This is a genomic window from Agrobacterium tumefaciens, assembly GCF_005221385.1.
Classification (GTDB): Bacteria; Pseudomonadota; Alphaproteobacteria; order Rhizobiales; family Rhizobiaceae; genus Agrobacterium; species Agrobacterium tomkonis.
In genome coordinates, this window is record NZ_CP039904.1 from 2090013 (window position 1) to 2109748 (window position 19736).

The window sequence follows — 19736 nt, forward strand, 5'->3', positions numbered from 1 at the left end:
GTCGTGCGAAATAGTCCGCCACGGTTATCAATAGCGAGAAACTTCACTATATCACTGCGTGGTTGGGGCGGCAGCAAGTAATGATTAAATCCTTCCCCCGCAACCAGTTCCTACGCTATCGTATCCTACAATAGCCCGAAAACTGCGATCCAGTGCGCAAAAGCACTACGATCATGGGTGCAAGGTGCAAACCGAAGGCACACGTTCGCGCAGATGAGCGAGCGTGTCCGACGACGGTCATACGACGTGGCTGTAGGTCAACGGCACTCCTCGATGGGCCGGAAGCGTGAACGCCTAATGTTGCCTTATATAACGCGAAGTTGGTAGGTGCTACCGCAGATTCCTTTGCGCGAGGAAATGACTAAGGACGGATGTCGCTCGGTGGTAGCTTAAGTCAGAGTGAAAAAATGATATCCAATAAATTCTCTTATTTTCAATGTGTTTCTGAGAGTAATTCGGATCCATTTAAGTATATATGATCCTTTCGTTGCTATGGAAACATCTTATCTATTGTCGATAAGGGGTACTTATCGATGGTTAGAAGGCCAACTGACAATCATGCGATGTGAGGAACTCTAATATTCTGATAGAGTTCCTATAAGAAATCATTTACCATGATTTCAATGGCTTACGATCTCGCGAAAATCAGCATGACAGCCTTGATGCGACCGGCTTTCGACGCCGGTGTCGCCCTGGCGCGTCTCGATGAGCGCATCGCCCGTTCACCGATCGGCGCCGGCTGGATCGAACGCCAAAACTTCGCCGACGCCTGTGCTTCCCTCTGGATCGACGGCGAACTCGTCCATCTCGAAGACCTCGTCCTCCACGACGCGTTTCGCGATACCCGCGCGCCAACCCACGAACTCACCATCGCTCGTGACGTGCTCCGCACCCGTCGGCGCATTTCTGGGCAGTCGCCGGATTGGGCGTTGTCCGCAGAGGGTATCCGAACGTTGCGACAAACCCAGGCGTGGCCTGGACCATCAGACGGTCCTGACAACGCTGAGAACGACCGCAGTATTCAGCCTGCACAAGTGGTAGAGCGGGAAGGGGAGGGGGATGATGATGGCGACGACAAAGATCTCCCGGGCGTGGACCTCGTGGCCATCGATGCCCTGCTAGCCCGATCTGACGCCGCGATCGAACACGCAAAACGCCCCGACCGGCCTGCGATCGACACCCGCGAGCGAGATACTCTCGTCTATGATCTCGACTGGGACGAGGATGCCCGGCTCGACGAATGGCGCGGCGTGCTGCGCCGGGCCAACGAGTTGCCGGCGGTGCTGCAGGCGATCATTGCCCTCGATGCCTGGAACGAACTGTCCGTGCTGCAGCACGCGCCCTGGCTCGGCCGGCTGTTGGCCGCGTCGATCCTGCGGCAGGCGGGGATCACGTCAGGCGCCCATCTCGCCGCCATCAATCTCGGTCTGAAAACCATTCCGGTCGATCGGCGCCGGCATCGTGACCGGGAGACCCGGTTGCTCGCCATAGCCCACGGACTGATCGCCGCCGCGGAGACCGGACTCAAGGAGCATGACAGGCTGGCGCTGGCCCGGACACTGTTCGAACGAAAGCTGGAGGGACGCCGAACTTCTTCAAAATTGCCCGAGCTCGTCGACTTGGTGATGGCAAAGCCGTTGGTGTCGGCCGGGATTGTGGCGAAGACGCTGGACATGACGCCGCAGGCGGCGCGGCGGATCGTTTTGGAGCTGGGTCTGCGCGAGATGACGGGGAGGGGGAGGTTTCGGGCGTGGGGGCTCCTATGAGTAGCATTTCTGATCTTCAAAGCCAATGAATCGCGGTGGACGACAAGCTGTAGGACTATCGGACAACCATAAAGCTGAATGCAACTATTGCGATATGGTCGCCCATGGCAATGCACAGTTTGCTGTTGCTGGCGACGAGAGTTTGTTAAAGAATGATGTTGTAGAGCCTTAAAAGAAAAGTCGGAGTTAGGTTAAGCGGTGATATTCGAACGGGTTATTCAGATCTCCAGTAGGCTGAGCGGGTGGTGATGAATTTTGTGAACGTCCATGCTGCTTTGGAAACGCAGGCGGGCGAGCGGGTCGCGTTCGATGCTTCTAATGCAGCGCGAGGATTGCAAGAACGACGCCAACTCGGGGCATTCTACACACCGCAAAGGCTTAGCGGGATGTTATCGGACTGGGCAATCCGGGGAGCTGACGATCTTGTCCTCGAACCTAGCTTCGGCGGTTGCGGATTCCTTGCTTCCGCTTTGTCGACGTTAGCCCGCAGGGGTGCAGCTGACCCTGCGAAAAGAGTATTTGGCTGCGATATCGACTCTTTAGCATTCACCCACCTATCAAAACTGTTCGACGGCCGTAGCGACCTGGACGGTTTCGTGCAAGGTGATTTCCTCGACTGTTTTGAAGTTAACGTTTGGCCGAGCCAATTTACGGCGGTGATTGGAAATCCTCCATATATTCCCCATCAGCGCATAGGGAAGGAGAGGGTACGAGATCTCTCCTCGCGCGTGTGGCCAGTGACAGGCGTTGGAGGTCGGAGTAGCCTTTGGGCCTACTTCATCTGGCACAGTCTAAGATTCATCGCAATTGGCGGGCGTATGGCTTGGGTTTTGCCCGGCGCGTTCATGCAGGCCGACTATGCAAAAGCGCTGAGGGATTATTTGCCTCGCCGCTTCGAACGCGTCGCTGCATTTGTGGTCCGTGATAGACTCTTCATTTCGGAAGGAACTGACGAGGAAACGGTAGTCTTGCTAGCCGATGGTTTCCTGTCGTCAGAGGCCGATGGAAGGATGGCTGTCGGGATAGCTGCCGATCTTGAGGAACTTGAGAAGACGATCTCGCGATGGAATGAAGGTCTCTGGACTGGTGATTTAAGCGGTCGCAGCGCGGCGAGCCTCAGCCTCACGTCAGCTGAGACCTCGCTGTTTTCGGCAGTGGCCGCTCACGAGAGCGTAGTAATGTTTGGCAAGCTCGCCAAAGTCCAGATCGGGGTTGTAACCGGCGCAAACGATTTTTTTGTGTTAAGTCGCTCGGGCCTGGAAGCCGCCGGGATCCCCGAGTCGGTCTGCATCAAAGTGCTTTCCAAGTTTAAGGCATCGGCGAGCATCACTCTTGTTGACGAGGATTTCCACAAATACGCTGCGGAAGGAGGTAAGACGTTTTTGGTTTCCCTTGGGAATGAAGACCAATGTGCCCCGATCGAAAAATACCTCTCGACCTTCGATACAAAGCGGCGCGAGGATAACAGTACCTTCCGCAAACGCCGTCATTGGTCTGAGACATATGATGGCAGACATCCAGACGCTTTTTTTCCAGTGATGCATCATGATGGCCCGAGACTTGTGCTCAACGAAACCGATGGGACGTCGACGAACACGATACATCGCGTGTTCTTTCATGCCGCCGCGGCATCGGCCAAAATGCGCAAATTGGCCGCTATCAGCATTTTGACGTCATTCAGTCAGATGTCGGCAGAGATCGTGGGGCGAAGATACGGATCTGGCGTCTTGAAGCACGAACCACGTGACGCCGAGCGGCTGCAGCTACTGATGCCCAAAGTTGGTACAGCGGAATTGAATTCGGTGTTCCAAGAACTAGACCAGTTGCTTAGGCGCGGAAGCCGAATCGAAGCGTCCAAGCGAGCCGACAGCTTCATATATGCGGCTGCCGGCCTGACTTCTACGAAGAAAATTTCCGATGATCTTCTACAGGCGCTTGCAGTGGTGCGCCAGCGCCGTCGCCCTTGATCTCTATTTTTTTGCCTTTTGCACCCAGCGATCGCCCCACATTGAGCCCAGTGCCGTCGATTGACCGACACGCAGGCAATCTGCGAGTATTTTTGCGTAGGCTTCGAAGCAAAGCTGTTGGAACAGCTGGATGGACTTGCACCACGCGGGATCGTCGCGAAGGTGTTTTTTCCAAAGCGCCTCGAAGAAATTGGCAGAGACTACTTCGCAGAGGAGGGCAATCTCCATTGGTGGATGACACCAACGTGGTTCCTTGACGGGAAAATCCGTTGCACGATGTCCCCGCGCATGCCCGCCGAACTGCAAGTGGTAGGACGGACCGCTCTGCCCTGCATTCGCCCGATCTACATGCCATCTTCCGATTGGGTCGCCGACGCGATCAAACATCTCCAACGCTATATCGAGAGATTCAAAAGGCGGATGATGTTCGTCTATCTGCGCGACTTTTATTTTCGAAATGAGATTGAGTTGAATGTCGTGACCATCTTTGTCCTTGGCGCGAGCGAACGAAATCGGCCGTGCAGGCTTAATTTCAACCGACCATGACTTTGATCTCTTCTGCTTGATTATGTTCTTGCTCTCGTCGGAAAGCGCGGAACGGCCCTCTTGGGTCAGTATACCGGCCAAGTGTAGCTTTTCCGCGATAACACTCAGAGCTTTTCCAGCGTCCTCCGCCCTGAAGTCAGTCATTTTCCACCTTCGGTACGTTCCATTTCCTGGACGTCGTTTACAAGATCCGCATCTGTTTCATCTACTTCCAAAGGTGAGTTTAGATGCTTATAGGTGTCTTTCTGTATGCAATCCCAGCAGATACGCCTACGCGTCGTGTATCGTGGGGCTCGAGGATCATAAGCGGCAAGCGAGTGGCGAAGTTCCGATGGACGGCCGCATGAAGCGCAGGCGAATACTGGATACTCGTCGACGCTACCGTTCCAAGGAGACATATTCGGTCTGATTTCCTTCCCTAGCGTATCGCTTAGCTTTGCCGCGCGTTCGGCAGAGGTCAGGCCTGATGATCGGTCCTCGAATATCTTTTCACTGAAGACCTCAAGTCTCCCTGACCACCATCTGCGCCATCCATCTCCGAGAAGTCCTGTGTATAGGACGCCCGCCTCTTCGAGCGCACGTGCGATCAAATGAAAATCTTCCGGGTTGATCCCGAGCATCGCACAGGCCCAATGGTCATCGATTAGGATTGCGGGCCTTTCGATCATGTTTCGAAGTAGCTGGCGAATGATAAGATGCGGAGCTGCGGCGGTCTCGAAAGAACGACGGAGTTCCTGGCTGTCGAGCTGCTCAGTATCAAGCTCATTCGCGCCGAGAATCTTTGAGATGTCAAATTTCGTGTGCATCTGTCGAAGAGTCTCGTATGCACGCGCTAGAGCGATCAGCTCTGTTCTGACTCGGCCCCGGTTTTCATTGACCTCTTCTTTGGAATATACTTTGTCGAAAAGATCGTGGGCTGTCTTATCGGGATCATATGCCGCCTTGAGCTTGGTTTCGTTGGAGACCAGCACGAGACTAAAGTCGTTGGCTGGATGCATGATCGCTACATCCCGCAAAAGCTGAGCTAGCCCGCTGCCTTTATAGGTATGTCCAGCCTCGATACCCGCATCGACTTCATCAAGCCTATAGTCCAACGCGACCACATGTGGGTTACGCTCGCGGATAGTCAGAGCCTGGGTGGTCAAAGGAGATACCTTTAGGAATTCGAATTCCAATTCACCAGGAGTGCTCATAACGCCGGCGTAGGCCTCGTCCGCGTCGTCTACAAAAACGCCCTTAAACATCGACTGCTGAAATCCTATTTTGAGAGAATGCGAAACTCAATCTTGAAATTGTACCCATGACTGGGCGTGGCAACCGAAACGGATCCGCCATAACTTTCGGCGATGTCTGAAACGATTTTTAGACCTAATCCCGTGCCGGGGCCTGCTATGCCGTCCTCCTCCGAACCAGCACTGGTCGTGAAGAATGGATCGAATATGCGGTCAGCGATTTCCGGTTCTAACCCTGTGCCGTTGTCTTCGAATGCGAGCACGATGTGCTGATCGATTTTCCGCGCGGATATCCTGATTCTTTTAGGATGGGCCTTGGCACGCTTCATCGATTTGACTGCATTGGTCAGGAAGTTAAGCAGCATAGAGTCAAATTCGGCCGAGTGCATCGCCGTTGTCCGGATAGAAGGTGGCGATATGTCGAGGACAAAGTCGACACCCTGCTTGGTCATGTAGTTTTTGAACTGCGCCACGAACCGTTGGACGGATCCTTGCACTGACAGCTCGTTAAGTTCCCGGCTTTCGGTCTGGGACAGCAATCCAGCGATGTATCCTCCGATGTCGAAGACGCGGCTTACCGCTTTCTGCAGCTCCAGATGCTGGTCGGAAAGCTTGCCCTTCATCACCGGGTCCGCTATTTCCAAAACGAGATCGTTCAGCAGATGAAGGTTCGATACCAGTGCTCCCTGAGAGCCTTTGATTTCGTGGCCGAAGACGCCGATTGATATCCCAAGCGAAGCCAATATCCGCAGCATCTCCTCGTACTCGATGGAGGCCGCGCGCTGCTGCTCTACAACCCGCTCGTACTCGACGATGAGTTGTTCCGCTTCGGCAAGGCTTTCTTGGACTTCTTCGTTGACGTCGCTGTCTTGCCTACTCGTAATTAGGCGCTCTCGGAAGTCTCTGAGGACCTCGGAGGGCTTTTTCTGTTCGGGAACGTAGTTGCGCTCGCTGGCTCTGGTCTTACGCTTGCGTGTTGAAGCTATTCTGATTGCAGCCCACTCTAACGCCCAGCGGGTGAAACGGCGCAATTCCACAAATGCTTCATTTTCTATGAGGCCTTCACGGCTACTAGTCTCTTCGAATAGCGATTCCGACAAAGGAGGAATGCTGACTTGACCGAAAAAATTCGAGTTGTTGGCTGGGACGAGAATATTTCTGCGACCAGTATCAGCAGCTAGCTGAAGCCAGTCGTCCGTGGGGTCACCGTACGGCTGGACGCGAAAGCCATTGCGGTAGATTCGAATGCCACCAAACTCGCGGCTCATACGTGCGGCTTGTTGAATGGATAAGCCTGAAAAATGTTCTGGGCTGTAAATGAAGTATCGCGAATCCAGTTTGACCGGACCAGTCAAAAGAAACTTTTCTTCGCATATTGCCTGCTCATCCAGCTCGAATTTCGGGGATGTAACCCGCAAGCTGGCAATTCCCTTATCATCGATAGCAGCCGTGATCGTTGCAAGCGCATGCGAGAGAAACGATCGTTCGATAGAAAATAGTTCGCGCTGGCTCTCTTGGGAAACGTCGTTAATTTCTACTTTGAATCCGGGGTCCGCCCTAAAGCCCCCCTCCAGAACGAGGTGGGTATCGTCGATCGCTACGGGGAATGGTGGCTGTAGCAGAACGACAGCTCGCCACACCTTTTCGATATCCGATGCTGACCATCGCTCACGCAGGTCCTCGATTTGAAGTCGGGTGCCATGATCTTCGGAGGGCTTTGAAAATCGCTCTATTGAGCTGAATACGTCTTGAAGTGAAGCACCCGCAATGAAGTCGCGGTCCCAGTCAAACTGAACTCGATAACCAAAGCTCTCACCTGCTGGTTTGGACACGAATGTGAGGCGCTTTCCCAGACGCTGCACAGAGAATCGTCCAATACCTTTTTTACCGGCACGAGCACGACCGAACACCGGCGAGGTGGGCTCGGTATCTTTCGCGTTCGTTGATATCCGCATCCACGACGACCGGATGACGTCCTCGGTCATCCCCACGCCGTCGTCTTCGATAACGAGACTGCCGCCTATTTTTTCCTGATTGCTGAAAGTAAGTGTGACCTTCGTAGCATCTGCGTCGTAGGCGTTCTTGATGAGTTCAGAGAGAGCGGTTTCCTGCTTGCTGACAAGCTGCTCGCCGAGCCTTTGGATATGGGCAGCATCGACAGAAAACCGAACTCGGTTAGGATCGTCATCAACAAACTCCCGGCTGGCCGCTTCCACGAGATGCCAATTCGGGATTTTCTTGCTGACCTCAGCTTCGACTATCTTCCGTGGGTCGATACTGGTCGTGTGATCCAAGTCGGCGTCGTATTCTACGGGGTGCTCAGCATGCGAGACTTGAAAGCTCAAAACGCTTTCCCGACCCTTATCGACATAGCCGCCATGGACGATGCTGAGCTTGCCAGGGGTTATGCCAACGAACACGCCAGCTGCGGTGATCAGCTCGACTACCTCGTTGGCATTCCTAGCCTTTCTTATGTACCAAGTACCGCCAAAACGAAAAGGGTAGCCAATAATCTTGTCTTCGGTCATGTTATCCACGTTTAGCGCCGATCCTTGTTAGACCGTAGGCTTGATCGCAAAGCTTTGGAACCACGCCCAAGACCGGACTGGCCGTCTCAATAGCGACGGTCTTCTTCCGAAATGGCGGTGTAGGTGGTACTCCTCTCTGCGTTGCAAGCACGTTAGGGCTGTTGTCTCGGTATTTCAACCTAGGACATACGCGAAACGCGAGCCCGAGCACATTTCAGGAACCCGTCGCCGAGGAAATCCTAGGCGAAGACCGTGCGAAATCGTCATTTTTCACCTCAGAAAGAGGATGCTCGGCAACGAAGGCGGGCGTCTTCAGTTCAGAGCCCGCCTTCTGCGTTAAAATTCGAGGTGGCCGCGTCTCGATGCTACGGCCGTTTAGACTCTTCGAGGACACGCGCATCGCGCGGGTAGTCACCCGGACGTTGCGGCTGCGCAATTAGCAGAGTGAGAAGGACTACTCCCAGCATGGCTAAGCCTGCAGCATAGAATATCGTCAGTCGTCGTTCGGAATTCGTTTTCCAGCAGAGGATTTTTACATCGCCGCTCATTTGCGAGATCGTCGTGCCGAGACCGATCCCCGGAATTCGATCGGCAAACTCTTTTTCGATCGTGCTAGCGTGTTTAACAGCTCCCCGGAGGAAGATATGGTACCAATATCGATCCATAAAAAAGAAGGCTAACCAAGCGAAGCCGGCAGCGAGTACAAGCCCCACGCCCGCTGAAATCCTGACACCAAACACATCCGCCTGAAGGCCCTGCTGATAGGTAAAGCCCACCGAAGCGATCAGCGCACCCACCACCGTTATCGCGAAATTCCTTATGCGCATTTCTAGATCATTGAAATGCTGTTGGACGTCGACGGTCTTCTTCCAAGTTTCAAGAGCATACTGGGTTGCCGTTTTGTCATCGACGATCGCACCAGGCTTGATATTGAACGACTCGAATTCGCAGTGAATAAAAATTTCAGCGAAGGAATCTGTCAGCACTGCACTTGGTTCGAAGTCGTGACCCTTCTCAACGATGGCCTTTTCACGCTGTACATCGGCTTCCGTCCAATGAGACACTTGCCTTAAAAGGTCATATTCAGGGCGGCGCTGACTCTCGCCGTACTTTGCGTGTATATCGAAGACACCGACATCGCGAGCCATCGCAACATCTTTGAAAAGGCTGTCTCCGACGTAGGCGCATCGATTGACCGTCGCGCCTACCTCCTTGATGATATCCAGCAGCACGCGTGGATTTGGCTTGAGTTCATCCGGCGGGGTGTGGCGCGATTCCGTAACCTGTAGTTCGTAGAATTCCTCTGGAAGTCTTCGCATCCTGTCGACCGACACACCGCTTGGCATATCGTGGTCCTCGGGACTAAACATTACGTCTATAACACCGTCCAACCCGAAGCGCTTCAGGCGGTACGCGCTGTAAAACGCCATGGACTCCGTATAAGCGACGATCTTCGTGCCTTGGCCTTTAATCCGCCACAGGGACCTCAAAACGCTTGGGTAGAGTTTGAGGTTGAGGTCCCGACCCTGCCGCGACAATTCGATAGCTTCTCGGAACGCTGTTCGAATGTCCCCGCGCTGGCGCAAGTCGGCAAGTGCTTCAATTTCCTCGAGAAGGAATGTGTATTCGGAGGTGCGACGTATCCGATGCACATTTCGAATGTCAGCCTGAATTTCTGCTTCGGCGCGGACGGTCTGTTTTATTATCTCGCGGTAGATTGGCTCAAAAGACGCGTACCATACCGCGAACCAATCAAAGAGGGTGTTGTCAAGATCAAGGATGAGGGTATCGACGACTTTGCGCGGCACGGGATGTCTTTCAAAAGTTATGGTGGCGCTGTTCGCAGCCATAGCTGAGTATTGTCAGTGCGCCGGGCTACAGCGTGAGAATTCACAATAACGGTCTCTGTTCAATGATCATAGGGCTATATCAAACGAGCCAGCACAGAGGAGAGCCTTTTGGCATGCGCGGAAGCAGATGGGTGAGCAAAAGCCCTGCTTTTGCAGCACTATTTGCGGAGGATGCCGATCTGCCTCCACCCCGGAGCCAAGACTAATATCCTGACGAATGTCTAGCTAGAGAAAAACTTGAAGTCAGAGGTTGACGGTTCGTATCCGTTCAACGCGAGTATTACGGATTGATTATTTGCTAGTGGCCGCGCCGAACGTGGCCGGCAGCGCCGTCTCCTTGATTTTACCTAGCATAGCCGCCAGTTTCTCCTTCTGCGAGCTTTCGTCGAGTCGGATCTGCCACCCGAGATGCTCATCGACGAACGTATCCATGATATCGAGATCGGTGAAAGCGACTTCAGCGCGGCCAAGCGTCAGGAAATTGAGAAAGGTCGCCTGCTGCCAGATCGTGAGTTTCTCAAGCTCGGCAGTGAGCGCAGGTTGCGAACACCAAAAAAGTCCGGACGTTGGGCTCAGGGCGAGTCCCACAAGGAAGTTTCGCTCATAACTACCGACGCGGCCAACCGGATAATTTGAGGACAGCAGCCGCGGGGCGTGTGTCTCGAACGCAATAGGCGGGCAGCCGAAAAGGATGTCGGAGAAGGTGAAGTCATTGGCGATCCCCAGGCCTGCTGCCGTTTTACCGGTGTGAATGGAAGACAAAAGACGTGCAGCCTCGCGAGCACCGACTGTGTCGCCAGAAACCGCGTTTTGACCGGCGTGCAGCGCTCCGACGTCGGCCTCGGATAGGCTCATCAGCGCAATCGTTCTAGGATTCCGCATTTCAAGCATCACGACATAATGACTGAAGGTCCTGCGTTCTTCGGACGATAGTGAACGTATGCCTGTTTCCCTGGCTTTCTTGACGATCTCGGCACCGGGGGTATCGAGAAGTGCGGTCACGATTGTCGTTTCGAATTCAGCTCGCCCGTCGGTATTCTCTATCACGTAGAGGTCATTCTCAGAGCCAAGATTGACGATGCCGGCGCCCTTCCTGAAATGCAACTTGCCGGTATGAGCGATGCGCACATATCGGCTAACGAGCCTGCCGTCCTGGGACCAAGCAGCTAGAAAATGCTGCGGAACATAGTGATGGTTAGTGGGTGTGTTCATAGCCTTCATCCTACGCGTTGCCGATGTTGCGACAGGTTCGGACGAACATGAAATCAAATTCTGTCAGAAACCTTACCGGTACGCGAAAAACGCCGGCCAAGGCGAGTGCCAAACCTACCGACCGCGGTTTTGGTGAGCAATTCGCCCTCGAAACCCATCTCGGCAGCAAATGCCGACAGCTTGCAGAGATCGAGGCTCATCTGGCCGCGACGCAAGAGTAAGAAGGCGGGGATGAGGGGCGGCGTGTGGCGTGAAATGCGCGGATGATCCTCGCAAATTATTACCCAAATATTTGCCTTTTGCTCGTTTTGGTTGTACGCTTGCGCTCTATGTCTCTGGGGGGAGGATCTATGGAGTCGAGAAGTTTTCTGCCTGCACTGGCAACGGTCTTTTTGAGTGCCTGCACAACCGCAGATTTGGCGCCGAGCACGAGTGATCGCCCGGTTCCCCTCGAAGCGATCCTAAACCAAATGAAATGCGAGATGGCTCTCGCCTTCACGCAGGTCGATCCCAAAAAGCTTGATCTGACCGGCTGGTACATTGACGGTAAGCTTACCGCCAAGATCATAACCTCAAGCGGTTCATCCGCAGGCGTAAACACGCCTGAACTTGTTCCGTTGGGATCAGGGGTCAGTGCCGGTTTCAAGGTGGGTGGCGGAGTGATTGTATCGAGGACGTTGAATCAAGTCAGCGACTTCATTGTCTCTCCGTACGCTCACAACACCGATATCTGCAACGCACCCCGCGCACCTGGCGTGCGAAACGTAAACGGACTGGGCATTTATGCGTGGCTTCACAACCTGACCTCGACGGCGTCCGGAGATCCCAAAATCGCTTTGTCGAATTTGGGTTACACACTCGATTTTGGCGTCAAGCGGACGGGCGATGCCGGCCTAGACGTTGTTGTCATTGGGATCAAAGCTTCGGCATCGACCAATGTTTCGCGTGACGATACAAACCAGCTGGTGCTTAACTTCTCACCGGGAGAGGCCGCGGTCAAAGGTGCGAAGGAACAGCTGCGGAGAAATCCAAGTCCCGGCAAGTTCGATGTAGGCGGCGCTGTATTTACGCCCTTCAACCTGAAGGTTCCGGGGGGCGGGGCTCTACTGAATGATGAGACCTTGCTAGAACTCCAGCAAAAGAGAGTATTGAAGGAGCCTGATTGAGACGAGGCTCTGGCATAACGCGCATGTCGCTCTTGTCGCCTAAGATGGCTGTTTACTTGGACTATCCCGGGGCGGGCAGTAGGTCCCGCTCGCCCTTTGGACCGTTATGCCGGAGCTCCTGCGGCTGCCCTTCGTCACACCGACATAGGGCGCGAGTTCCCGCTTTCCCGCGCGTCAAACGCGCCGCCCTCGTGGTAGCGCGTGACGGTCGCGCAAAGCGCTGCCTTCCCTTGCGGCCCGGATGCCGCAAGCGCCAAACGCGTCAGGGATGGAAGTCCTACAAGGGGAGGCGGTGCGAGGCACCGGCTTGCGCGTAAAATTGTGTCCTCCGCCTATGGCGCCCGTCATTGCGCCACGCACACACCGAGTGTTCTGCAGCCAGGCAGAGTAAGCGATCTCATGCGCGAGAGCTCGAGACGTTCGGCTATCCGCTGATGACGATCGGCCCTATCGAGCACGGATTAGCCGAGGTCTATCCGCATCCGGCGCTCGTCGAGATGATGGCAGCACCGAAAAGACTGCTCTACAAATTCGCAAAGATCCGAAGCTACTGGCCGGCCGATGGCGCTGAGACACGACGCGATCACCTGCGCAACGTCTGGCAGACAATCGTCGCGCAACTCGATGAAAACGTCGCCGGTAAGCAGACATGCTGCCGCTCCCCGACGCCGATGCCAACACCTGGGAGATGAAGGCATTCGACGATGGTCTCGACGCGGTGATCTGCGCCTAGGCCGGCGCTTGCATGCTTATGGGACGGGCGATGGCATACGGCGACGACACCTCGGCCGCCTGGATACCGCGCGTCGCAGGCTAACTTATATCTTGCCCGTCGAGCTGAGGTTCTTCAGTCCTTCTTTAAGTTCACCCCAGCCATCGATCCATGCTGGCCTGACGCCCAAATGCGTGAGACTTGCTAGGAGTATTTCCTGCGTGAGCGTGTCACTTGGCTTCGGCCGGATCCAGATATGCTGCGGATTGGATCGGTCGGAGTTCCCATGCGCGCGATGATAGTCCTTCGCGTCCGCCTCTAGGGAGCTCATCCATCGACGTATATTGGTATCCGACATCGACAGGCCACAGAAAACCATATGTGTCGATTGGCCATAAAAGAGATAGACGCTCTGCGCCCAGGCGGATCGGCCGCTCGAAAGAGCGAGATATTCTTCTTCAAGGAATACGAGACGATCGCGGCGATCTCGCGTGCGGCCACCAACGCGCTCCAAGGGAGCGATCGAGCCGTGGCAATGATAGATCGGGATCTTGTCGTCGTAGGCGCCGCCGGTGCCATTCACTGCAGCGAAGAGGTAGGGCGGATGGCCGTGCGGCGGCGGACCGCGGTAGTGCTCGCGACGTAGATAGAGGTCTATGTACGTTTCGAGAAAAGTATCTGCGTTGAACGAAAGGACGGCCTGTGGACCGTGTCCCGCCTTGGCGGCTTCGATGAGGAACTGCCCAACCGGAAACAGAGAACATCCGGGGAAGCTGTCTTCGAGGAAGTCGCAGACTTCGATGGCTTTCTTTTTCTCGATTGTTTTCGGGTTGTTCAAAACTGCCGTGAGGTAGGACTCCAGACCTAGGCCGCGCGCCTTGCTTCTGATCGTGGCATACAGGCATTGCTCAATTGCCTCTGTCACATCGGCATTGCTCTTGCCTTTCCGCTTAAACTCGTTTGCGGCCGCCTGTATCAGGCCATCAAGCGACCAACCCAGGGCCAACAAGCGATCAAACGTCGTTTGTGGTATATCTTCGCCGAATGACTGAGACATGAGCTCTTGCGTCAAACTCTGCCAATCAGGGGCTATTCCTCTTGAAATTCCGGCCCCGAGGCACACCGTGTAGCGGTTTGGCTTCAGATATCCTCGAAATTTGGGATCACAAGCAAGAACGGGCTTGAGGAGGCCCTTGGCAGTGGAAGCGCTGATAGTCATCGATGTTCCAAATAATTGATTTAATGATTTAATCATCTCATAGTTGTGTTTCGTCCCGGTTAACGCGGTCTGCCATAGCGGGACATCGCGTCGATGCATAGTCGGCCCCGGGACCGGCCATGGGTGCTGATGCGGCACGTGCACCGAGAGCCTGCGCGGCGGCGCGGCTGGGCGGGTCTCGTGCCGTTTGAAAATCGCTTCCGTCGGGAAGGGCTTTGCCCCCAGCGCAAAATTCGGTACGGAGCAGGTTCCCGGACGCCTCCGCCTGCTGCCGGAAAGGATGCTGGATGAGCTGAAGGCGATTACTGAACCACGAGCACCCTACTCGGCAATGGCCGGCGCCTGGCTTGAGGACTTCATGCAAAAAATCGCATGGGCCGCCACGACGAATGCGCGATAGTCGCACTCGCGATCACCTACAGCCATGCACATTGCGTTCGATTTGAGGCTCGTGAGTTAACCCCTTGTTTGCTCCATAAGCTGCCTTACGCCGCACCTATTATCCGCATACGCCAAATAAACGAGGTTTCAGCTACATAGAAGATTTGATGGGCAGGTCGCAGGTTCAATTCCCATCAAGAGCTTAACTTCAGGCCCAAAACTGTCCGCGCATTAAGAGCGTTGTCCTGACGATCACAAAGGGTGCGAAATAATGAAGTTGTCTTGCAACTCCCATCGCCGCCGCACGAATTGATTTTACCCGGTATGAGAAGCGTGGTTCGCTGAGAAGTTTAAAACCAACTCGTAGGCCGTGCTGCGTCCACCAGCTTCGCCTCTTCGTAAAATTCCTTTCGCCATCAGGTCCGCAATATCGCGAGATGCCGTATCCTGGGAGGCGTTCGTCAATTTTGCCCACTTTGTCGATGTGAGCTTGCCCTGGAAATTTCCTTCTAAGAGCCGGTTGATGACTTTAGCTTGTCGTGAATTGAGATCGCTTGCAGAATGCGTATGCCAGAAATCATTCTTCAGCATCACGTTGTCGAGGGTCAGCAGCGCCTCACCTACAGCGTTGCCCAGACGATCGAGGAACCACTCGATCCAGCTCGTGATGTCGAGGCTTTTTTTGCTGGTAATTGATTGCAGTGCTTCATAATACCCGATGCGGGATCGCTCGATTGCTGCGGACATGGAATAAAGTCGCTGCGCTCCGCCGCCGCCGCGTGCAAGCGTCATGTCAGCTATCGCACGAGTTATGCGGCCGTTGCCATCGCCGAAAGGGTGGATCGCAACAAACCAGAGATGGGCAATGGCTGCTTTGATGAGGGGATCCGGTTCGTGCGAACCGTTAAACCACTCAAGAAAAGTTAACATCTCAGCTTCAACGCGATCTGCGGGCGGAGCAACATAGTGGACTTTCTCATGCCCGAATGCACCAGAAACGATTTCCATACGGCCGCCAGAGTCGTCACGCCAATCGCCGACACGAAGCCTATGACCCCATTCGTTGCGGCCGGTCGGGAATAGGGCCGCATGCCATTGGAACAGTCGCTCGGCCGTCAGTGGTTCCGCGCAATTGATGGTGGCATCGAGCGTGATATGGACGATGCCCTCGATTGAGCGGTTTGGAGTAACAAATCCATCGATATCGATACCTAGGCGCCTGGCGAGCGAGGATCGAACCTGTTGCTCATCCAACTGTTCTCCCTCGATCGCTGATGACTTTACGACGTCATCGGTCAATGCTCGCAGAAATGTCGCCTCGCGGGTACGAAAGCCGAGGCTTTCGACGCGGCCAATAAGTCGTCCTTGATCAAGGCGTACATCCGCAATCCTTGATGTAAGGCGGTCATTATGCCACTCGAAGTTTGGCCATAGGGTGGATTGCCAGATATAGGTCATGTCCCACGATAAAGCTCATTTGCGGAGAATAGCAAGGTTTATCTCCGCAAAATTGCGGAGTTTGTCGTCCGTAATCTCCGCACCCATCCGGAGTTGGGCACTTCAACATCACCGGTTCACCGGTTCTACCACGCGACCGTCACGCTTCTGACTGTTAGGACTGAAACTCATTGACCAAATCTTACTTGTGACAGCCCGGTCCATTATGGTCTGGGAGATGAAAATGCAGACGGATCAATAATGTTAGTAGCTAAAGTGGGCTATAATTTCTGGAAGAATACGATTTTCTATTTGTATGCCGCGGGTTCGAATCTCTTCAACTGCGCCATTACTAGCTCAAAATAGTCCTCTAAGTTGTTCGGTAAGAGACGTGGTCGGCTTAAAACTTCAAAGTCTGATGGTTATCGTAGCGTGACATTTGCATCGTCGCAAATTAAGGCTCTCCGCGACAAACCGTCGTCGCCAAAATGGATTGCCACTTTCCCATATAGCCGTGCATCCACTGATCCCAATCTCATAGAGCCGATCACCACCCATTTTGCGGAGCACGGGGCGCTGGCGATACCGATCCGACCATATAAAAAGATCATACGGTCGTGTTGAGCAACCCATGACATGCGGTATCTCTACACATGATCCAGTTATTCCGCAGCGATTGTTACGCTTTCATAACGTGCTTTTACAAGCAAGGCAGCTTCTGCGATTGCCTGATTTACCCGTGCGTTTATGGTCGGTGAAAGCTCACCTTCTACGAAATCTCGGCTGGAGGTATAGATTGCGGTCGGTGTCACGAAAGCTTCGAAAAATGCAAATAGCGGTCTGAGCTGATGCTCCACCACAAGTGAATGCCGGTCTCCGCCGCCTGTCGCCGTCAGGATGATCGGCTTGCCTCTGAGGTCGGCGGGGTCGAGAAGATCGATGACGTGTTTAAAGAGGCCGGTATAGCTGCCCTTGTAGGTCGGTGAGCCGATCACCAGAGCTTCGGCATCGATGATCGTTTGAACAATCCGCCGCGCATCACCATCGAGATCCGCCACGGATCGTGCCGAGCTCAATGATGCCCCGAGATCCTCGATGTCGAAAACCTGATGCTGCAGGCCCAGTTGCCCGGCCAGCGCTTCGCTGACGTTTTCGACAAAGCGCTTCGTGCTGGATGGGCGCGATGTGTTGCCGGAGAAACCGACGATCAGATTGTTGCTCATTGACGTTCTTTCGAGTGATCTTGGGGAAGGGTGGTTCGCGCCAACGCGTCTTAAGCCGTCTTCAGGATTGAAAGGGCGGCTGGATGTGTCGATCGGTCATTCTCACTGGTTTTCCAACGATCAAAGGCGGCACGTCCGAGAATGGCGACGGACGTATCTTCCTGGGGTGCATGGACGAGAACTGACTGGATATCGCGGAAATGCCGCTCCAGGCCGAGATCGGCGTTGAGGCCGGGATTGCCGATGCCACGAACAGCCAGTTGCACAGCTTCGCGGATCTGCCTGCCGGCGAGGAGCCGGGCCCTTATCAGGTGTTCGGCATCGCCAATATGGCCTGTGAGCGCGCCGAAGATGATCTGCCGGGCGCCGGAGACCAGAAGGTCGATCTCACCCGAAAGCGTGACAAAACGTTCTGTCCGCGCAATGGGATGGCCCAGATTGGCGGGCACACGTTCATGCGCGAAGCGGATGAAGGCTTCCTGAGCCGCTTCGGCTGCGCCGAGATAGATTGCGGTCAGCGCAAGCGTCATTGCCGCATGGCTGCGATTATCCTGCTGCGCAACGGAGGGATCAACGAGTTCCAGCACATTTTCTGCCGGGATTTCAACCTCGGTATATTCGACGTCATGCGAACCTGTCGCCCGCATTCCGAGGCTCTTCCAGTTCTCGATAATCCTGATGCCGGGCAGGCCGTTAGGCACGACAAACGTGCCGACCCGCGCCTGAGCCTCGTCGGTGTGCGCCCAGACGAGAAAATGGGTGAGGCCGTGCGCGCCCGTCACGAAGCGCTTGCGGCCCGTGATCGACCAGCCATTTGCCGTCCGGCGCGCACGCGTGGCCGGCAATCCGCCGCGCGCCGGCGAGCCCAGTTCCGGCTCCACACGGGCGGCGTTCAGCAGCAGTGGCCGATCTTTGGCTCTGGAAAGAAGGTCCCTGTAAAGACCGTCGGGCCAATGATCCTTCGTCGCCTGTCCCAGGTGGGTGAAGATCGTCATTGCGCTGATGAGCGCCACGGAGGGATCGCCGCGCCCAAGGGCCGCCAGAATATGGGCCGCGGTGCTCAAGGTTCCTCCCGGGCCGCCGTAACGCGTGGCCACGGTGCTCTCCAGAAGTCCGGCCTGATGAACGGCGCGAATGCCGGTCCAGGGAAACTGACCGGTCTGATCCGCCTCCGGTGCGGCTTCGGAAACGGCGCGCACAGCGGCGTCAAGTGCGGTGGGATCGTAAGACATGCGGATAACGGCTTTCTGGAAGGTCGAGAGGCGGGATCATCCGTTGCGGGCGTGGATGATCCCGGTCTTGGAGGAAGAGGTGGGCAGGTCCGACGGCCTGGCCGGACTGCCGTGATCAGGCGGCTGCCTTCTTCTTTGCCTCTTCACGTTCGCGAATGCCCTCGCGGACGAGAGGCAGGATGTATCGTCCGTAGTCGACGGCATCATTGTAATTGTCATATCCACGGATCGAAATCAGATCGGCGCCGAGATCAATATAGTCGAGAATGGAGTCGGCGATTGTGCGCGGCGATCCGACCAGAGCGGTTGTCGCGCCGCTTGCATTGGTCGCGGTGACGGTCGGATACCAGAGCGCGCGGTCATGGACATCGCCGCGTTTGGCGATATCGAGCAGGCGCTGGGAGCCGATATTGGCGGGGGGTGTTGCGTTGACCGGCGCGCGCGAAAGGCCCCTCTGACGGTTCTCGTTCAGACGGTCGAGAACCCTGTGCGCCTTATCCCAGGCCAGTTCGTCTGTTTCAGCCACGATTGGCCGGAAGGTAACCCAGATGCGCGGGCGATCGGTTCGGCCTGCTTTTGCGGCTTCGGCATAGATGCGGTCAATCTGCTGCTTGGTTTCAGCCAGCGGCTCGCCCCAGAGCCCGAAAATGTCGCACAGCGAGCCACCGATACGATAGGCGGCATCTGACGAACCACCGAGCGAAATCGGGATAAGACCGTTGGTGGGACGCACGGCGCTGCGAAACTGCTTGAACTGGTAATATTTGCCGTCGAAATCGAAGGGCTCGGTCGAACTCCAGGCAAGGCGGAGAATGCGGATATATTCTTCCTGGCGTTCGTAACGCTCTTCCTTGTTGAGGAAATCTCCTTCGCGCGCCTGCTCCTCGTCGCTTCCGCCTGCGATGAAGTGGACGACGACGCGACCGCCGCTCAACTGGTCGAGCGTGGCGAGGGACTTGGCCGCAACCGTCGGATAAACGGTGTTGGGCCGGAGCGCGACGATGATCTTGATGTTCTTCGTATGCGCAAGCACGGTGGCGCCCAGCGTGAAGGGATCGAACGAAGAGGAGGAATAGGGAATGAGCGTGTAGTTGAACCCGTAGTCGTCCAGTGCACGCGCATAACGTTCCAGGAACAGCGGATCAACCGGAGCATCAGGGATGGGGTTCAGATCATTGGACTCGTTGGGAAAGCTGACGCTGATGAATTCCGCAGCCATGGGAGCTCCTTGGTGTTTCTGAGTGTCGGGTAAAAGCTAAAGCCGG

Annotated in this window: 15 protein-coding genes; 5 read left to right on the forward strand and 10 right to left on the reverse strand. The window is 55.2% G+C overall.

Annotated elements, in window-relative coordinates:
- Nucleotides 1-614 precede the first annotated feature (614 nt).
- Nucleotides 615-1766 (forward strand): RHE_PE00001 family protein, encoded by a 1152-nt coding sequence (locus CFBP6623_RS24780; protein WP_080843156.1) that lies wholly within the window; start codon nucleotides 615-617, stop codon nucleotides 1764-1766.
- 248 nt (nucleotides 1767-2014) lie between these two features.
- Entirely contained in the window at nucleotides 2015-3733 is a 1719-nt protein-coding gene (locus tag CFBP6623_RS24785; RefSeq protein ID WP_080843157.1) for an Eco57I restriction-modification methylase domain-containing protein, read from the forward strand.
- Between the two features lie 3 nt (nucleotides 3734-3736).
- Here CFBP6623_RS24785 and CFBP6623_RS24790 read toward each other — a convergent pair whose 3' ends face one another.
- The 5 genes from CFBP6623_RS24790 to CFBP6623_RS24810 all read right to left on the reverse strand — a co-directional run bounded on the left by CFBP6623_RS24790 (nucleotide 3737) and on the right by CFBP6623_RS24810 (nucleotide 11101).
- Nucleotides 3737-4423 carry a hypothetical protein gene (locus CFBP6623_RS24790; protein WP_080843158.1) on the reverse strand — a complete coding sequence of 229 codons (687 nt, stop codon included), beginning with the start codon at nucleotides 4421-4423 and terminating at the stop codon, nucleotides 3737-3739.
- Nucleotides 4420-5523 (reverse strand): hypothetical protein, encoded by a 1104-nt coding sequence (locus tag CFBP6623_RS24795; RefSeq protein ID WP_080843159.1) that lies wholly within the window; start codon nucleotides 5521-5523, stop codon nucleotides 4420-4422. Before CFBP6623_RS24795 ends, CFBP6623_RS24790 begins: the two co-directional genes overlap by 4 nt.
- A gap of 14 nt (nucleotides 5524-5537) precedes the next feature.
- Nucleotides 5538-8039 carry a sensor histidine kinase gene (locus CFBP6623_RS24800; RefSeq protein WP_080843160.1) on the reverse strand — a complete coding sequence of 834 codons (2502 nt, stop codon included), beginning with the start codon at nucleotides 8037-8039 and terminating at the stop codon, nucleotides 5538-5540.
- Nucleotides 8040-8404: 365 nt separating this feature from the next.
- Nucleotides 8405-9889, reverse strand: coding sequence for an HAD family hydrolase (locus tag CFBP6623_RS24805; RefSeq protein WP_080843161.1), 1485 nt, complete (start codon nucleotides 9887-9889; stop codon nucleotides 8405-8407).
- A 291-nt stretch (nucleotides 9890-10180) separates the two neighbouring features.
- A complete protein-coding gene (locus CFBP6623_RS24810) occupies nucleotides 10181-11101 on the reverse strand; it encodes a DUF4238 domain-containing protein (protein ID WP_167379198.1) in 921 nt (306 codons plus the stop codon).
- Nucleotides 11102-11148: 47 nt separating this feature from the next.
- Here CFBP6623_RS24810 and CFBP6623_RS26975 point away from each other — a divergent pair, with 47 nt between their 5' ends.
- From CFBP6623_RS26975 to CFBP6623_RS27135, 3 genes are all read left to right on the forward strand, one after another.
- Nucleotides 11149-11322, forward strand: a complete 174-nt coding sequence (locus tag CFBP6623_RS26975; RefSeq protein ID WP_167379199.1) for a hypothetical protein — start codon at nucleotides 11149-11151, stop codon at nucleotides 11320-11322.
- Between the two features lie 129 nt (nucleotides 11323-11451).
- A complete protein-coding gene (locus CFBP6623_RS24815; protein ID WP_080843163.1) occupies nucleotides 11452-12267 on the forward strand; it encodes a hypothetical protein in 816 nt (271 codons plus the stop codon).
- 434 nt (nucleotides 12268-12701) lie between these two features.
- The gene (locus CFBP6623_RS27135; protein ID WP_232370465.1) at nucleotides 12702-12959 is read left to right on the forward strand and encodes a hypothetical protein; all 258 of its coding nucleotides are present in this window, start codon (nucleotides 12702-12704) and stop codon (nucleotides 12957-12959) included.
- Nucleotides 12960-13085: 126 nt separating this feature from the next.
- Here the strand turns inward: CFBP6623_RS27135 and CFBP6623_RS24825 are convergent, their stop codons facing one another.
- The 5 genes from CFBP6623_RS24825 to CFBP6623_RS24845 form a co-directional block, all read right to left on the reverse strand.
- Entirely contained in the window at nucleotides 13086-14297 is a 1212-nt protein-coding gene (locus CFBP6623_RS24825; protein WP_080843164.1) for an SIR2 family protein, read from the reverse strand.
- Nucleotides 14298-14894: 597 nt separating this feature from the next.
- A complete protein-coding gene (locus CFBP6623_RS24830; protein WP_080843166.1) occupies nucleotides 14895-16037 on the reverse strand; it encodes a Fic family protein in 1143 nt (380 codons plus the stop codon).
- A gap of 641 nt (nucleotides 16038-16678) precedes the next feature.
- Entirely contained in the window at nucleotides 16679-17239 is a 561-nt protein-coding gene (msuE, locus tag CFBP6623_RS24835; protein WP_080843167.1) for an FMN reductase, read from the reverse strand.
- Nucleotides 17240-17289: 50 nt separating this feature from the next.
- Nucleotides 17290-18471, reverse strand: coding sequence for an acyl-CoA dehydrogenase family protein (locus tag CFBP6623_RS24840; RefSeq protein WP_003504233.1), 1182 nt, complete (start codon nucleotides 18469-18471; stop codon nucleotides 17290-17292).
- Nucleotides 18472-18586: 115 nt separating this feature from the next.
- Complete coding sequence (locus CFBP6623_RS24845; protein WP_003504237.1) at nucleotides 18587-19690, reverse strand: LLM class flavin-dependent oxidoreductase; 1104 nt, start codon at nucleotides 19688-19690, stop codon at nucleotides 18587-18589.
- Nucleotides 19691-19736 lie beyond the last annotated feature (46 nt).

Bases quoted from the DNA above. Each gene is read 5' to 3' on its own strand.
- CFBP6623_RS24840 (WP_003504233.1), bottom strand. From the start codon at position 18,471: ATGTCTTACGATCCCACCGCACTTGACGCCGCTGTGCGCGCCGTTTCC.
- CFBP6623_RS24785 (WP_080843157.1), top strand. From the start codon at position 2,015: ATGAATTTTGTGAACGTCCATGCTGCTTTGGAAACGCAGGCGGGCGAG.
- CFBP6623_RS24780 (WP_080843156.1), top strand. From the start codon at position 615: ATGATTTCAATGGCTTACGATCTCGCGAAAATCAGCATGACAGCCTTG.
- msuE (WP_080843167.1), bottom strand. From the start codon at position 17,239: ATGAGCAACAATCTGATCGTCGGTTTCTCCGGCAACACATCGCGCCCA.
- CFBP6623_RS24830 (WP_080843166.1), bottom strand. From the start codon at position 16,037: ATGACCTATATCTGGCAATCCACCCTATGGCCAAACTTCGAGTGGCAT.
- CFBP6623_RS24795 (WP_080843159.1), bottom strand. From the start codon at position 5,523: ATGTTTAAGGGCGTTTTTGTAGACGACGCGGACGAGGCCTACGCCGGC.
- CFBP6623_RS24810 (WP_167379198.1), bottom strand. From the start codon at position 11,101: ATGAACACACCCACTAACCATCACTATGTTCCGCAGCATTTTCTAGCT.
- CFBP6623_RS26975 (WP_167379199.1), top strand. From the start codon at position 11,149: ATGAAATCAAATTCTGTCAGAAACCTTACCGGTACGCGAAAAACGCCG.
- CFBP6623_RS24845 (WP_003504237.1), bottom strand. From the start codon at position 19,690: ATGGCTGCGGAATTCATCAGCGTCAGCTTTCCCAACGAGTCCAATGAT.
- CFBP6623_RS27135 (WP_232370465.1), top strand. From the start codon at position 12,702: ATGACGATCGGCCCTATCGAGCACGGATTAGCCGAGGTCTATCCGCAT.
- CFBP6623_RS24800 (WP_080843160.1), bottom strand. From the start codon at position 8,039: ATGACCGAAGACAAGATTATTGGCTACCCTTTTCGTTTTGGCGGTACT.
- CFBP6623_RS24805 (WP_080843161.1), bottom strand. From the start codon at position 9,889: ATGGCTGCGAACAGCGCCACCATAACTTTTGAAAGACATCCCGTGCCG.
- CFBP6623_RS24815 (WP_080843163.1), top strand. From the start codon at position 11,452: ATGGAGTCGAGAAGTTTTCTGCCTGCACTGGCAACGGTCTTTTTGAGT.
- CFBP6623_RS24790 (WP_080843158.1), bottom strand. From the start codon at position 4,423: ATGACTGACTTCAGGGCGGAGGACGCTGGAAAAGCTCTGAGTGTTATC.
- CFBP6623_RS24825 (WP_080843164.1), bottom strand. From the start codon at position 14,297: ATGCATCGACGCGATGTCCCGCTATGGCAGACCGCGTTAACCGGGACG.